Origin of the sequence: Bradyrhizobium sp. AC87j1, from assembly GCF_002936975.1 — a bacterium.
Classification (GTDB): Bacteria; Pseudomonadota; Alphaproteobacteria; order Rhizobiales; family Xanthobacteraceae; genus Bradyrhizobium; species Bradyrhizobium shewense.
In genome coordinates this window covers 1-13,353 of sequence record NZ_PTFE01000063.1, presented here as the reverse complement: position 1 = coordinate 13,353, position 13,353 = coordinate 1, and the positions used below count along the sequence as shown (strand labels likewise).

Genomic DNA, 13,353 nt, shown 5'->3' with positions numbered 1-13,353 from the left:
GCGGTCGGCTTTGTGACCTGGCGCACACAGGATCGTCGGAGCCGGTGTTAAGACCCCGACGAGACACTTCCTTCGAAAGGGGATGCGTGACCGGCTCGCTGCCGGCCACCGTCGAAGATGACCAGAGCTGCCGTACCATTGCTGATCGTCCTGTGCGTGCTCGTCGGCCTGTCCACGCACATGGTCGTCAATTGCGGCGACGAGGACGATCCCGACATCTGCTCGGCCGTGATCGGCTTCTCGCCGCTGCGCGGCTCGCTGATCGCCTTTGCCTATGAGGGGCGCGGACGGATCGCGCTGCGCCATGGCGACTTCAGGCGGGCGGTCGCCGATTTCAACGAGGCCATTCACCTCAATCCCAATCGCGCCTCGCTCTATCGCGACCGCGCGCTCGCGCGCCGTCAGAGCGGCGATCTCGAACTCGCCATCGCCGACTATGACGAGGCGATCGCGCATGATCCCAAGCGCGCTGCGCCCTATCACCAGCGCGGTCTCGCGCTCGCCGCCACGGGCGATCTCGACCGCGCGATTCTGAGCTACAACACGGCGGTTCGCCTCGACCCCTCGGACGCCCAGGCCCGCCTCGACCGTGGCCTGGCGTTCCTCGCCCGTGGCCAGGCCGATGATGCGCGCGCCGATTTCGAGGCGGCGCTGGCGCTGCCGGCCGGCAAGGACGGCCGCACCCGCGAAGCCGCGCGCGCCAGGCTCGCTGAGCTCGCCAGCGCCGAGCCGACGCAGGTGTCAGTGCCGAGGCGGTGAGGGGGCTCTATCCACCGAATCCTGGAATCGCAGGGTGGGCAAAGGCGCCCTTGGGCCGTGCCCACGATCTCTACAATACGGCAACAGACGCGTGGGCACGCTTCGCTTTGCCCAACCTACGGCGCTGATTGTGCGGAGGGATACTCCTCATCCGCCTACTTCGCCTTCTTGGCTTTGGCCTTCTTTGCCTTCGCGGCCTTCTTTGCCGGCTTCTCTTCCTTCGCCTTCTTCTCGACCTTCGCCGCAACCGGGGTGCTGGCGGCAAGCCGCATTGAGCGCGCGTAGCTGTCGGCGACGTTGTCAGCGGACATCTGCAGGCGCTTGGCGGCGGCAGTGGCCTGCTCCATGGTGGCCTTGGCCATCATCTTGAAGCGGTCGCCGGTCTCCTTGCCCTTGGCCTTGGCCGCCAGGCCGTTGAAGCGATCCCGCCGCTCCTTGGCGCGGGTCATCAGGCCCGTATGCAGCTGTCTGGCCAGTTGCCGGATCACGACATCCAGGTCGGCGTCCGCCATGTTGTTCTATCCTCTTCGAAAAATGGGTCTCGATGCGGGCGGGACTATGCAGATCGGGCCCCGCCTTGGCAATTCCCGCCTGGGCGTCATCCGCAGCTTCCGGCCTGCAAAACAAAAAAGCCGCGCATTTCGCGCGGCTCTTTGGCTGATGTGGCTAATGCAGCTCTACGTTCGCCTCACTTCAGCGAGGCGACCGGGCCGTTTGCCGCCGCCGGCTCCGGGTCGAAGCCGAACACGCCGACCAGGTATTTGTAATAGTCCGGCATCTTCTCCTTGAGCGTCTCGCGCGACTTCGGATCGTGGAATTCGCTCTTTCCGGCCAGGAAGATGCTGGCGGTCACGGCAAAGAACTCCATGGGGTTCTTCAACGCATAGGATTCCTTGGGGAGCAAGTCCTTGGACTTGGCAAGGGCGAAGTAGGCGATCACGCCCTTGTTGGCGTAGCCGTCCGGCAACAGCCGCGCGTGATAGGCGTGCAGGAACTCGTGCAGCAGCACCGCCTCCTTTTCGTAGCGCATCATGTCCGGCCGCAGCATGATCACGCCGAGGCCCGAATCGACCGCGAGGTCGACGGCGTTCGGATTGGTCCAGCGCTGCTTGTCGTGGTCCCAGACCGTCAGCGTCCGCGGCACGCGGCGTTCGACGTTGGGAGCGACGCGGCCGTAGCAGGCGGTGGCGGCGCCTTCGTCAAGGCAGGCGAGCTCGCTGGCGATGATCGGCACGGTGCGGAAGAAGCGCAGCACGCGCGGCGACAGGCCGGCCGCCTCGACCGCGTCGATCTGGCTCTTCAGATTGTCGGTGAGCTTGTCGACATCCTTGCGGTCGGAGTTCTCCGACAGGTCGAACATGTAGCCGCGGTAGCTCTGGAAGCCCGGCGGCAGCGACTGCGCTGCATTGGCGTCGAGCGATCCGGCTTGGGATGGATTGGCGAAGAGCGCGCCGACAATGGTTGCGGTCAACAGCAACGCAATGCGCATGATGAACCCCCTGATGTCACTTCGCCCGGCAGAATAGGCCACCGTTGTTTGCGAAAAGTGAGTGGGGCAAGACTAAGGCACCGATGTTGAGGCGTGCTTAACCGTTGGTTGCAGATCGCTGCGGGGGATTAGGGTGGGGTTAACCAAGCGTGGATTGGTGCCGCACTTCGGCGTAACATCCAGTCCGGGCACCAGGCCCGTAAATCGAGACAGCCGGTAGGAGGATGCCATGTATGCCGCCATCCGTCAGGCCAAGGCGAAAAGCGGGAGCGCGGAAGAGCTGGCGCGCCGCATCAAGGACGGCGCCGTTCCGATCATCAGCGACGTCGACGGTTTCCGCGCCTATTACGTCGTCTATGCCGGCGACGACACGGTGACCGCGATCTCGATCTTCGACAAGTTCGAGCAGGCGGAGGAGGCGAACCGGCGCGCGATCGCCTGGATCGAGAAGGATCTCGGGCCGTTGCTTGCGGGGCATGCGAGCGCGGCTGCGGGGCCGGTGATCGTGCATACGCTGGCGTAGGGCCTTGTTTGCGATAGTGGCGAGCAGCGGCCGCATATTCGGTCGTCATGCCCGGGCTTGTCCCGGGCATCCACGTCTTTCCTCGCACGCTGAAGCGCGTGGATGGCCGGGTCAAGCCCGGCCATGACGGAGGAGAGAGTGCCCCTTACAACTCCCGCGCATTCGAGAACGCGAAGCTCGACACCCGCCGCGTCGTCTCGTCCAAAATCAGCGTGCGCGTGATCGGCGGCTCGGCGCGCTGGGCGCAGTTTTCGCGCTCGCAGAGGCGGCAGTTGACGCCGATCGGCGTGCCTTCGGTCTTCTCCAGGTCGACGCCGGCGGCGTAGGTCAGGCGCGCGGCGTGACGGATCTCGCAGCCGAGCCCGATGGCGAAGCGGGGTTGCGGCAGCGGGTGCGGCGCGACGGGGCGGCGTACCATCTGCGCGATCGAGAAATAGCGCGTGCCGTCGGACAGCTCGATCACCTGCTTGAGCAGGCGATCCGGCGTGTCGAAGGTCGAGTGCACGTTCCACAGCGGACAGGTGCCGCCGAACTTCGAGAACGGGAAGGTGCCGGAGGAGAAGCGCTTCGAGACGTTGCCGGCATTGTCGACGCGGAGCAGGAAGAACGGAATTCCGCGCGCATTCGGCCGCTGCAAAGTGGTGAGACGGTGGCAGACCTGCTCGAAGCCGGAATTGAAGCGTTGCGCCAGCACGTGGATGTCGTAATTCAGGGCCTCGGCCGCGGCGAGGAACGCGGGGTAGGGCATCATCACGGCCGCTGCAAAATAGTTGGCGAGCGTGATGCGGAACAGTCGGCGCGGCGCGTCGTCGAGCGGTCCGGCGCGGCCGATGATGCTCTCGAGATGCTGCGCGCATTCACCGAGGCCGAGCTGGAAGGCGAGCTGGAAGGCGCGGCCGGGCGGATCGACCAGCTCGGAGATCAGCAACTGGCGGCGATGGCGATCGAAACGCCGCAGCGTCTCGCGCATCACGTCGACCGGCATGACGCGGGTCTGGATCGAATGCTTTTCACGCAGCCGCGCCGCGAGCGCTGCATAGAGCCCCTCGGCCGGCACGTTCAGCTCATCGCGAAGGGCCTCCGCGGCCTGCTCGAGCTCCGGAAAATAGTTGCGGTTGGCCTCGATCAGCTCGCGCACGCGCTCGACCGGATTGGCCTCATAGCGCGTGCCGACGTCGCGGTCGGCCATCTGCGCCGCCGCCAGCGTTTCGCCCTGACGCGCCTCGGTATAGGCGGCGTAGAGCCGCTGCAGCGCATGGGTAACGCCGGGGCAGAGCTCGGCGAGGTCGCGCAGCTCCTGCTTGGGCACGTCGATCTGGCGGAACAGCGGATCGGAGAAGATCTCGTTGAGCTCGGCGAAGAAGCGATCCTCGTCGGCGGTGGCGAGGTCGCGCAAATCGAGGTCATAGGTCTCGGCCAGCCGCAGCAGGATCTGCGCCGTCACCGGGCGCTGGTTGCGCTCGATCAGGTTGACATAGCTCGGCGAGATCCCGAGCCCCTCGGCGATTTGGGTCTGCGACAGCCCCAGTTGCTGCCGGATCCTGCGGAACCGCGGGCCGACGAAGAGTTTCTTGCCGGAATTGGCGGGCATTTCTCAGGACTCCATGCACATTAAGGACAGTCTAGCTGACCTATAATTTTTACAAGATTTACAAAATAACATCTATTACATGTTCTGATGTTACATGACATCACCAATAAAAAACAAGCCATCTATACGAAGTTTCTGTTTTCGCGTTTAGCTCCTGACACGCATCTCGCAATGCACTGTCAAGAATGTCGATGGCAGCTATCGCCTTCGTCAGCGAAAGGATCAGGCACATGAACTACCAGCCGCGCGGCATCAGCACCCTTCAGGGCCCGGGTTCGTATCAGAACGAGGTCGAGGCGGCCCAAGCGCTCCTCAAGACCCAGCCGACCTGGAACGGGGTGACGGCCGAGGCCGTCGCACGCATGCGCCTGCAGAATCGCTTCAGGACCGGCCTCGACGTCGCCCGCTACACCGCGGCCTTGATGCGGGCCGACATGGCCGCCTATGACAACGACCCCACCAAGTACACCCAGTCGCTGGGCTGCTGGCACGGTTTCATCGCCCAGCAGAAGCTGATCTCGGTCAAGAAGCACTTCGGCGGCAAGACCGATCGCACCTATCTGTATCTCTCGGGTTGGATGATCGCGGCGCTGCGCTCCGAGTTCGGCCCGCTGCCCGACCAGTCGATGCATGAGAAGACTTCGGTGCCGGCGCTGATCGAAGAGCTCTACACCTTCCTGCGCCAGGCCGACTCGCGCGAGCTCAATGACATCTTCCGCAGCCTGGATGCCGCCCGCAAGGAAGGCGACAAGGCGAAGGAGAAGGAGCTGATCGAGAAGATCGACAACTTCCAGACCCATGTCGTCCCCGTCATCGCCGACATCGACGCCGGCTTCGGCAACGCCGAGGCGACCTACCTGCTCGCCAAGAAGATGATCGAAGCGGGCGCCTGCGCGCTGCAGATCGAGAACCAGGTCTCCGACGAGAAGCAGTGCGGCCACCAGGACGGCAAGGTCACCGTGCCGCACGAAGTGTTCATCGCGAAGATCCGCGCCTGCCGCCACGCCTTCCTCGAGCTCGGCGTCGAGGACGGCGTCATCGTGACCCGCACCGACTCGCTCGGCGCCGGCCTGACGCAGCAGATCGCCGTCAGCCACAAGCCCGGTGACATCGGCGACCAGTACAACAGCTTCCTCGATTGCGAGGAAATCACCGCGGAGAACGCCCGCAACGGCGACGTCATCATCAACCGCAACGGCAAGATGATGCGTCCGAAGCGGCTGCCCTCCAATCTGTATCAGTTCCGCCCCGGCACCGGCGAAGACCGCTGCGTGCTGGACAGCATCACCTCGCTGCAGAACGGCGCCGACCTGCTCTGGATCGAGACCGAGAAGCCGCATATCGAGCAGATCGCCAAGATGGTCGATCGCATCCGCAAGGTCATTCCGAATGCGAAGCTGGCCTACAACAACTCGCCGTCCTTCAACTGGACGCTGAACTTCCGTTGGCAGGTCTACGACGCGATGAAGGAAGCCGGCAAGGACGTCAGCAAGTACAACCGTGCCGAGCTGATGAAGCCGGAATACGACGATACGCCGCTGGCGCAGGAAGCCGACGAGCGCATCCGCACCTTCCAGGCGGATTCGGCCAAGCGTGCCGGCATCTTCCATCACCTGATCACGTTGCCGACCTACCACACGGCGGCGCTCTCGACCGACAATCTGGCGAAGGAGTATTTCGGCGACCAGGGCATGCTCGGCTACGTCAAGAACGTCCAGCGCGCCGAGATCCGTCAGGGCATCGCCTGCGCCAAGCACCAGAACATGGCCGGCTCCGACATCGGCGACGACCACAAGGAATACTTCGCCGGCGAGGCAGCCCTGAAGGCGGGCGGCGCCCACAACACGATGAACCAGTTCGGCTAACGCAGCACGCTATTGGACAGGAGACTGACAATGACCAAAGGCAGCAATTTCTGGGTGATCGGCGGCGAGTTCGGTTCGATGAACTTCCACAAGCTCGTGGAAGGCTCTGCCCAGGTGCAGGGTCCGTTCAAGACCCGCAAGGAGGCCGAGGACGCCTGGCGCACGGTCTCGGAAGAGAACCGCCACAAGGCCGGCGTCCGCTTCTCCATCGTGGAAGAACCGTCGCGCGTCTCGGCCTAAAGGGCCTGGCTGCCGACCTGAATTAAGAAGACGTCCAAGGACGGATGGTCTCATCCAGGCTCTGCCTGGGTGGGATCGTCTGTTTTTGGCACAGGTCAATCGCCTGTGGGTGCCGTAAGTCTCTGGAATTATGGGCCCTTTGCGGGCCTCGTGGTTGCTGATAGGTTAATGGAGGAAAGTCGAGGACGAGGCCGACAATGTCAGAGCCCGAGACCAGCGGGACCCATCCCGGCCAGCCACGCCCGGTGCGGCTGCGCGATGCGCTGCTGCGCGCGCGCATCGAGGCCGCCGACCGGACCGGCGTCGTCGTCGATCTCAGGGACGCCGAGGTGGCGCGGCTTGAGATCCTCAACGACGCGCTCGATCCCCTGTTCGCGCAGGTGCCTGACAGGATCGATCTGTTCGACCGCGGCATCAGCCAGGGCGATACGCCCAGACTCTGGATCGACGTCGTCGCCCACATCGTGATGGGGCGCGACAAGCGGATGTACCGCTTCGTCCAGGACACCCGCTTCGGCCGTATCGTGCTCGCCGAATCGCACGACACCGCTGTGATCGTCGAGGCCGTCACCGACTATGTCGCGCGCCGCATGGTCGAGCGCGAGCATGCGATGGTGGTCCCGCCCGAACCGAAGCCCGCGGTCGCGCTGCCGCCGCGCCGCTCGCGCCTGTGGCCGTTCGTGTTCGGCTTCGTGCTCGGCGCCGCCGCCTTGTTCGGCCTCGCCGTGCTGGCGGCCTTGCGGAGCTGGTGAATTTCTCTCCGTCGTCATTCCGGGGCGCGCGAAGCGCGAACCGGAATCCATTCATCGTCACGTAGTGCGGACCGATAGATTCCGGGTTCATGCTTCGCATGCCCCGGAATGACATCGGGTCTAAATCAACCTTACATGCTTGATCTGCCCAATCTGAAACCCAGCCCCAAGGCTCCGCACCGTCTGCTCGCAGCGCCAGCCGGCATTGTCCTTCTCGATCGTGAAAAGGTTGTAGGCCGCGGCCGGATAGCGCCCGTGCGCGAGCGCGGAGGCCGAGGGCACGCCGAGCGCGGGAATGTTGCCGTTGGGACCCTCGAACCACATCGTCGAATGAATGTGGTCGTGCCCGTGCAGGATCAGTTCGACGCCGTGGCGCTTGAGCAGCGCCAGCAGCGCGGCCGAATCTGTCATCCGCTTCTGCCGTGCATCGGACTTCAGGGGATGGTGCACCAGCAGCACGCGGAAGACGTCCTCGGCCGCGAGCCGTTCGAGCATTGCTGCAAGAGAGTCGAGCTGATCGCGCCCGAGCGTGCCCGTCGCCATCAGCGGCAGGGTCGGCACCGCCGTGGACAGGCTGATCAGCGCGAGCGGCCCACGCCGGCGCACGCTCGGAAAGCCGATGCCGCCGTCGTCGCCGGCAAGATAGGGCGCAAACGTTTCGCCGAAGCGATGCGAGGTGGCGCGGACATAGGCGTCGTGATTGCCGGGAATCGTGGTGACGCGGTCGGGCGGGCCGACGCCCTCGAGCCAGGCGCGGGCAGGGGCGAACTCGGCTTCCAGCGCGAGGTTGACGAGATCGCCCGTCACCGCGATGTGGTCGGGCGCCTGCGCCTTCATGTCGGCGACCAGCGCATCGAGCACCTCGCGGCGCTGGTACTTGTGGCGGTTGCGCGTCCAGTTGACGTAGCCGAGCACGCGCTTGCCGGCGAGCTCGATCAGCCGCGGTTTCGGCAAGGGCGCTAAATGCGGATCGGACAGATGGGCGAGCGTGAAGGGGGCCAGCGTGTTGGGAGTCATGGCGTGCGATTGCCTCGCTATTGCTACGTTGTAATGGCAAGGTCGCGAGGACTGTGCAAGCGGGGCCGGGACAGCGGCCTCAAGGAAGCCTGATGGGAGATCGTCTGGACCGTATTCGACGAAAATTCGAGCCGCTGCTTCGGCGAGTCTTCCACGCCTATTTCCTCATCGTCCGCGGCATGACGCTCGGTGTCCGCGCCGTGGTGCTGGATGCCGAGAATCGGGTGTTTCTGGTCAGGCACAGCTACGTCAGCGGCTGGTACCTGCCCGGCGGCGGCGTCGACCACGGCGAGAGCATGGAGCAGGCGATGCGGCGCGAGCTCAAGGAGGAGGGCGACATCGACCTCACCGGCGAGGCCGTACTGCACGGCATCTTCCTCAACAGCCACGTCTCCCGCCGCGACCACGTCGCGGTCTACGTCGTCAGGCAGTTCAGGCAGGACCGCCAGCCCGAGCCCAACCGCGAGATCGTCGAGTGCGGGTTCTTCGCGCTCACGGCGCTGCCCGAGGGCACCACGCGAGGGACGCGGCTGCGGATCGCCGAAGTGCTGGACGGCAAGCCCCCGATTGCGACGTGGCGCTGAGGGCGGCCTGTGCTGGTGCGTCAGGATTTGGGAGTTGAACGAATGCAAGCCGAGGGTTTCAGAACACGTCTCCCATCGACCTTGAAAAGGAGCTGAGCGCCTTGTTGCCCGATGGACCGCGCTGCGTTCAGGTGCTATCCCGCGAATTGACATGACCGATCTTTCACTGACCATTCTCCCCGAGGCCGCTGGCGATGCCCAGTCGATCGAGCGGCTGCACGAACGTACCTTCGGTCCCGGCCGCTTCGTCCTCAGCGCCTACCGGATCCGCGAGCACGTCGACCATGTGCTCGAATTGTCCTTCACCGCGCGCATCGGCACGCTGCTGGTCGGCTCGGTCAGGCAATTGCCGGTGCTGGTCGGCGAGACGCCGGCGCTGCTGCTCGGGCCGCTGACGGTCGAGCCGCCGTTCCGCGGCCGCGGTGTCGGCCGTCTGCTGATGGAGCGCGCGCTAAAGGACGCGAAGGCGAAAGGTCACCGCCTCGTGCTGCTCGTCGGCGACGAGCCCTATTACAGCCGCGTCGGCTTCAAGCCGGTCCCGAAAGGCCGCGTCACCATGCCCGGGCCGGTCGACGCCGCCCGCATCCTGGTGTTCGAGCTCGTCGACGGCGCCTTCGAAGGCGTGTCGGGCCCGGTCGGCCCGGATTGGAGCAAGGCGCGGGCAGGGTAGGCTGGTTCGTAGCCCGGATGGAGCGCAGCGCAATCCGGGAAACCTGTTGCCGCAGGTGCACTGTCCCGGATTGCGCTGCGCTCCATCCGGGCTACGGGAGTCGACAATGCAGGTGCGTCCCGCCGATCCCAATGAGATCGATCACCTCGCGCTTCTGTGGCACGATGCCTGGCACGGGTCGCATGCGCATCTTGCGCCGCCCGAGCTGGTCCGCCTCCGTACACTGGCGAGCTTTCGCGATCGTCTCGCGGTCATGCTTACCGACATCTGCGTCGTCGGCCCCTCCGGTGCGCCGCTCGGCTTGTGCGCCCTCAAGGGCGACGAACTGTACCAGCTCTTCGTGTCGCCAGCCGCCCACGGGACGGGCGTGGCTGCGGCGCTGATCGCCGATGCGGAAGCACGACTCGCCGCGCGTGGTGTGGGGCTGGCGTGGCTCGCCTGCGCGGTCGGCAACATGCGCGCCGCCCGGTTCTACGAGAAGAGCGGCTGGCGCAACGCCGGCGCCTTCGTGATGATGTCGGAAACTTCGAAGGGGCCTTTCCCCGTGGATCAGTGGCGCTTCGAGAAGCGGCTCGCGCAGATTCCGTAGCCCGGATTTCGCTGCGCTTCATCCGGGCTACGATGCTGTCAATGACGCGCGCGGCCGCGCCTTAATGACCGTCAAGCCGGGGCTCGCGGGCCCCGGCTTAATCACCGTCAGAACTTGAAGTTCGCGAACGCGCGCACGCCGATGCCGGGCATCAACACCTCGTCCTTGGTGTAGGACACCGAGTTGCGGATGTTCTCGTTGAGGAGATTGTTGCCGACGATGCCGGCCATCATCTCGCGCGCGCCGAACCAGTTGCGGTCGAGCTTGGTCTTGTAGCTGACCTCGGCCTTCAACAGATTGTAGCCCGCCGTCGGCGTCTCCGCGATCACGGCAACGTTGTTCTGCGCGAAGGCGTGCAAGAGGTTGACGCGCATCAGCCAGTTGTCGTCGCGCCAGAACAGGCCGCCACCCATTCGCATGGGGGGAATCCTCGGCACGTTGGTGCCGTCACTGAAGGTGGCGCGGACGAAATCGAGCTGGTTCTCGATGCCCCAGATGCCGCCCTGGAACGCGCCGACGTCGAGCTGCGACTGGAATTCACCGCCGCGGAAATTGGCATTGCGCTGCGAATACACCGCCTGGTTCAGCTCGGCGCCCGGCGTACCGCACGAGGCAAAGTCGTCATCGCAGGACACCCCGGTGAGGCGGCGATAGATGAAATTGTCGAAATGCGTGTAGTAGACCGTCGCTTCGAAGCGGAACGGCCCCGTCGCCTTGCGCACGCCGAGCTCGACCGATTTTGCGGTCTCGATGGTGAGGTTGGGATTGCCGATGTCGAAGGTCGCAGTCGCGTCATGGCCGCCGCGCGAGAACAGCTCGGCCGCCTTTGGCGCGCGCTCGACATATTGCGCGGTGATGCTGCCGACCATGCCGCCCGGCAGATCCTGCAGCAGGCCGATGCTGCCGCTCTTGGGCGTGAAGGACGGATTGCGCGCGATCGCCGCCTGCGGCGTGCCGTCGGGCAGATAATCGGCCGGGAAGTCCGGCGTCGTGCCGTGGAGTTCGACATGCTCGATGCGGCCGGCGATCTGCGCCCGCGTCGCCTCCGTGAACTTGAACTCGTTGAAGGCGTAACCGGCAACGCGCGTGCTGTTGTTCGGATCCCACAGGCCGTTGAACAGCGTGCCGGGATTGTCTGGGCTCGGCGCGCTCAATTCCTGATGTCCGACCTGGAAGCCCAGCGCCGTCGTCACTTCGGCGAAGCGCGCGTTGAACGGCATCAGCTGCACCTCGGTGCGGATTTCCTGCTCCTTGTTGGTGAAGGTCTGCCTGATGCCGTCGCTGTTGAGGTCGGCGGGATCGGCAAGGCCGATCTCGTTGTGGCGGTAATCGGTCGCGCCGGCCCAGAAGCGGACGGCGTCGATCGCGGCGGCGTCGGGATGATACTCGCCCTTGACGTTGATCTTGGTCTGGTGGCCGTCGATCCGCGTGCGGTGGTCGGCGCCGTCGATGCCGGGGATATGGTAGAGCGAGTCGTTCTGCGTGATCGACGCGCCGATATAGCCGCCCTGGAAGAAGTAGGAGCCGCCGATCGAGGCGCCGTCCGAGCGCGTCGCCGAGTTCGGCTGGCGGCCGTTCACGGGACGCGACTGATCGTTGAGATAGGGATAGCTCGGGATGGAATAGTCCGAGGTCGTGCGGCCATAGGCGTCGGCGTGGAACGCAAAATTGCCGCCGCCGGTGTCGAGCAGTACGCCGCTTTCGACGCCGCGGTCGACCGAAGAGAACGCGGTGCGGGTCTCAGCGGTGACGCAAGGCGAGGTCGCGGCGGTCGCTAGCGGCGCCTTGGTCGGCAGGCCGTAAGCCTGGAATGACGGCGCGCAGGACGGCACCGCATCCGGAATCCGGTTGTTGGTGGCACTGACGACGCCGCCGATCGAGGTCGAGCCGTAGCGCAGGGCGGCGGGCCCGCGCACCACTTCGATCTGGTTGGTCGCGAGCGGATCGATCGGGACGAAATGATCCTCGCCGAGATCTGACGCGCCGTTCGAATTGGTGCCATTCTCGACGATGCCGACGCGGTTGACGTCGAGACCCCGGATGATCGGCCGGCTGGATGCGCCGGGTGCGAAGCTCGAGCCGGTGATGCCCGGCTTGGAGAACAGGAGATCGCCGAGCTGGCCGCCGCCCTCGCGGCGGATCTCCTCGTTCGGCACCACCGTGACCGTCGCGAACTGGTTGGTCACAACAGGCAGCACGCCCTGCTGAGGCGCGGCGGGCACGGAGGCTGCCGGCTCTGCTTCCGCAGCTTGTTGGCGGCTGCGCACCCGCGCGGTCCGCGTGCCGCGGCCCGGATTGCGCGTCGGCACCACCGCTCTGCGCACGATGGGGCTCGGCGCCGTCACGGTGACGGCGGGGATCTCGGTCGACGATTTGTCTTGCGCAGGCGTTTGGGCGAAAGCGGGCGTGGCGGCGGCGCCGAGCAGGAGCAGGCTTGCTCCGCCAAGACGCTGCGCGCGTCGCAATTTGAATGACATGGTCCTGATTCCAGTCAGGCGCCGTCCGCGTGATTGTGTGCTGATCGGAGGCGGCCTGCCGTCGCGGCGCGACGGAATTCGACTTCAACGTCTCCCGGGCATTGCCGATGCGCGGCGAGCCCGGGCGTGATCAAGCGATGTTGAGAGTCAGGACGCGGGAGGGGCGCGCGGCTGGAACGCCGTGCCGGCCGATTTCAGATGGAGAAATTCGGCATCAGTGGTGCGGTGGAGCAGCTCGATCGCCTGCGGCAGCAGCAGCACGGGCGGCGTTGCCGAAATGACAGTGCCCGCCATCGCGACGACGGCGCAGATCGCGCAATTGTCCTCGCCGGGATGCTCGCGGTCGGGAGCGGCGGGCGATTGCTTCTGGACCGCGGCGCGGTCGCTCGCAGCAATGCCGTTGGCGCTATCGGTCTGCTGGAGCGAAGCCTGGGCAAGCGGCGCAGCCTGCGCGAACCAGTGGCTATGCCCGAACGTCAGCGCGAACTGCACCAGCATCGCGAACAACGCGAGCCGGGTACCGTGCCTGATATTCGACCGGAACCACTTCATCTGGAAAAAAGCTACCCCTACGTCGCGGCACATCAATTCCCTGACGTCGCGACGTTATAATGTAACATCGCGCGATAGGTCGGCGGATGTCAACGGCGGGGCGGGTCTGCCTGTGCAGGCAGCCGGCCCGATGTGTCGTTCGGGCAACTAGAGCACGATGGATTCAAGTCCAGTTCAGCGGACAGCGTTTGCTCTCTCCGTTCCCTCCCCCCTTGTGGGGAGGGGCAGGGAGGGGGGTGCCACAC

Annotated in this window: 14 protein-coding genes; 8 read left to right on the top strand and 6 right to left on the bottom strand. The window is 65.3% G+C overall.

Annotation, left to right across the window (positions count from 1 at the left end; translation table 11 throughout):
- Window positions 1-117 precede the first annotated feature (117 nt).
- The gene (locus CV770_RS27205) at window positions 118-759 is read left to right on the top strand and encodes a tetratricopeptide repeat protein (RefSeq protein WP_104464562.1); all 642 of its coding nucleotides are present in this window, start codon (window positions 118-120) and stop codon (window positions 757-759) included.
- Window positions 760-914: 155 nt separating this feature from the next.
- On the opposite strand, the gene CV770_RS27200 is transcribed toward CV770_RS27205, so the two are convergent.
- The gene (locus CV770_RS27200) at window positions 915-1,271 is read right to left on the bottom strand and encodes a hypothetical protein (protein ID WP_018323278.1); all 357 of its coding nucleotides are present in this window, start codon (window positions 1,269-1,271) and stop codon (window positions 915-917) included.
- Window positions 1,272-1,447: 176 nt separating this feature from the next.
- Window positions 1,448-2,248: a hypothetical protein gene (locus CV770_RS27195; protein WP_201760061.1), complete on the bottom strand. Its 801-nt coding sequence runs from the start codon at window positions 2,246-2,248 to the stop codon at window positions 1,448-1,450.
- Window positions 2,249-2,477: 229 nt separating this feature from the next.
- On the opposite strand from CV770_RS27195, the gene CV770_RS42765 reads away from it, so the two are divergent.
- On the top strand, window positions 2,478-2,771 hold the full coding sequence (locus CV770_RS42765; RefSeq protein ID WP_014497428.1) for an antibiotic biosynthesis monooxygenase: 294 nt from the start codon (window positions 2,478-2,480) through the stop codon (window positions 2,769-2,771).
- Between the two features lie 145 nt (window positions 2,772-2,916).
- Here the strand turns inward: CV770_RS42765 and CV770_RS27180 are convergent, their stop codons facing one another.
- Entirely contained in the window at window positions 2,917-4,362 is a 1,446-nt protein-coding gene (locus CV770_RS27180) for a helix-turn-helix domain-containing protein (protein ID WP_091956105.1), read from the bottom strand.
- A gap of 230 nt (window positions 4,363-4,592) precedes the next feature.
- Between CV770_RS27180 and CV770_RS27175 the strand changes: the two genes are divergently transcribed.
- The 3 genes from CV770_RS27175 to CV770_RS27165 all read left to right on the top strand — a co-directional run bounded on the left by CV770_RS27175 (window position 4,593) and on the right by CV770_RS27165 (window position 7,219).
- On the top strand, window positions 4,593-6,227 hold the full coding sequence (locus CV770_RS27175) for an isocitrate lyase (RefSeq protein ID WP_091956350.1): 1,635 nt from the start codon (window positions 4,593-4,595) through the stop codon (window positions 6,225-6,227).
- 30 nt (window positions 6,228-6,257) lie between these two features.
- Window positions 6,258-6,467, top strand: a complete 210-nt coding sequence (locus CV770_RS27170) for a DUF4170 domain-containing protein (RefSeq protein WP_018323282.1) — start codon at window positions 6,258-6,260, stop codon at window positions 6,465-6,467.
- A 197-nt stretch (window positions 6,468-6,664) separates the two neighbouring features.
- A complete protein-coding gene (locus CV770_RS27165; protein WP_104464560.1) occupies window positions 6,665-7,219 on the top strand; it encodes a hypothetical protein in 555 nt (184 codons plus the stop codon).
- A gap of 120 nt (window positions 7,220-7,339) precedes the next feature.
- Here the strand turns inward: CV770_RS27165 and CV770_RS27160 are convergent, their stop codons facing one another.
- A complete protein-coding gene (locus CV770_RS27160; RefSeq protein ID WP_104464578.1) occupies window positions 7,340-8,221 on the bottom strand; it encodes a metallophosphoesterase family protein in 882 nt (293 codons plus the stop codon).
- A gap of 107 nt (window positions 8,222-8,328) precedes the next feature.
- On the opposite strand from CV770_RS27160, the gene CV770_RS27155 reads away from it, so the two are divergent.
- The 3 genes from CV770_RS27155 to CV770_RS27145 all read left to right on the top strand — a co-directional run bounded on the left by CV770_RS27155 (window position 8,329) and on the right by CV770_RS27145 (window position 10,079).
- A complete protein-coding gene (locus tag CV770_RS27155) occupies window positions 8,329-8,820 on the top strand; it encodes an NUDIX domain-containing protein (RefSeq protein WP_091956103.1) in 492 nt (163 codons plus the stop codon).
- A 151-nt stretch (window positions 8,821-8,971) separates the two neighbouring features.
- The gene (locus CV770_RS27150; RefSeq protein ID WP_104464559.1) at window positions 8,972-9,490 is read left to right on the top strand and encodes a GNAT family N-acetyltransferase; all 519 of its coding nucleotides are present in this window, start codon (window positions 8,972-8,974) and stop codon (window positions 9,488-9,490) included.
- A 106-nt stretch (window positions 9,491-9,596) separates the two neighbouring features.
- Window positions 9,597-10,079 carry a GNAT family N-acetyltransferase gene (locus CV770_RS27145; RefSeq protein WP_104464558.1) on the top strand — a complete coding sequence of 161 codons (483 nt, stop codon included), beginning with the start codon at window positions 9,597-9,599 and terminating at the stop codon, window positions 10,077-10,079.
- 107 nt (window positions 10,080-10,186) lie between these two features.
- Here the strand turns inward: CV770_RS27145 and CV770_RS27140 are convergent, their stop codons facing one another.
- Complete coding sequence (locus CV770_RS27140) at window positions 10,187-12,556, bottom strand: TonB-dependent receptor (RefSeq protein ID WP_104464557.1); 2,370 nt, start codon at window positions 12,554-12,556, stop codon at window positions 10,187-10,189.
- Window positions 12,557-12,703: 147 nt separating this feature from the next.
- Window positions 12,704-13,108, bottom strand: a complete 405-nt coding sequence (locus tag CV770_RS27135) for a DUF2946 family protein (RefSeq protein WP_201760060.1) — start codon at window positions 13,106-13,108, stop codon at window positions 12,704-12,706.
- Window positions 13,109-13,353: the final 245 nt, after the last annotated feature.

Excerpts from the sequence above, each read along its gene's own strand:
- CV770_RS27135 (WP_201760060.1), bottom strand. The coding sequence starts at position 13,108 with ATGAAGTGGTTCCGGTCGAATATCAGGCACGGTACCCGGCTCGCGTTG.
- CV770_RS27200 (WP_018323278.1), bottom strand. The coding sequence starts at position 1,271 with ATGGCGGACGCCGACCTGGATGTCGTGATCCGGCAACTGGCCAGACAG.
- CV770_RS27180 (WP_091956105.1), bottom strand. The coding sequence starts at position 4,362 with ATGCCCGCCAATTCCGGCAAGAAACTCTTCGTCGGCCCGCGGTTCCGC.
- CV770_RS27150 (WP_104464559.1), top strand. The coding sequence starts at position 8,972 with ATGACCGATCTTTCACTGACCATTCTCCCCGAGGCCGCTGGCGATGCC.
- CV770_RS42765 (WP_014497428.1), top strand. The coding sequence starts at position 2,478 with ATGTATGCCGCCATCCGTCAGGCCAAGGCGAAAAGCGGGAGCGCGGAA.
- CV770_RS27205 (WP_104464562.1), top strand. The coding sequence starts at position 118 with ATGACCAGAGCTGCCGTACCATTGCTGATCGTCCTGTGCGTGCTCGTC.
- CV770_RS27195 (WP_201760061.1), bottom strand. The coding sequence starts at position 2,248 with ATGCGCATTGCGTTGCTGTTGACCGCAACCATTGTCGGCGCGCTCTTC.
- CV770_RS27170 (WP_018323282.1), top strand. The coding sequence starts at position 6,258 with ATGACCAAAGGCAGCAATTTCTGGGTGATCGGCGGCGAGTTCGGTTCG.
- CV770_RS27165 (WP_104464560.1), top strand. The coding sequence starts at position 6,665 with ATGTCAGAGCCCGAGACCAGCGGGACCCATCCCGGCCAGCCACGCCCG.
- CV770_RS27155 (WP_091956103.1), top strand. The coding sequence starts at position 8,329 with ATGGGAGATCGTCTGGACCGTATTCGACGAAAATTCGAGCCGCTGCTT.
- CV770_RS27175 (WP_091956350.1), top strand. The coding sequence starts at position 4,593 with ATGAACTACCAGCCGCGCGGCATCAGCACCCTTCAGGGCCCGGGTTCG.
- CV770_RS27145 (WP_104464558.1), top strand. The coding sequence starts at position 9,597 with ATGCAGGTGCGTCCCGCCGATCCCAATGAGATCGATCACCTCGCGCTT.
- CV770_RS27140 (WP_104464557.1), bottom strand. The coding sequence starts at position 12,556 with ATGTCATTCAAATTGCGACGCGCGCAGCGTCTTGGCGGAGCAAGCCTG.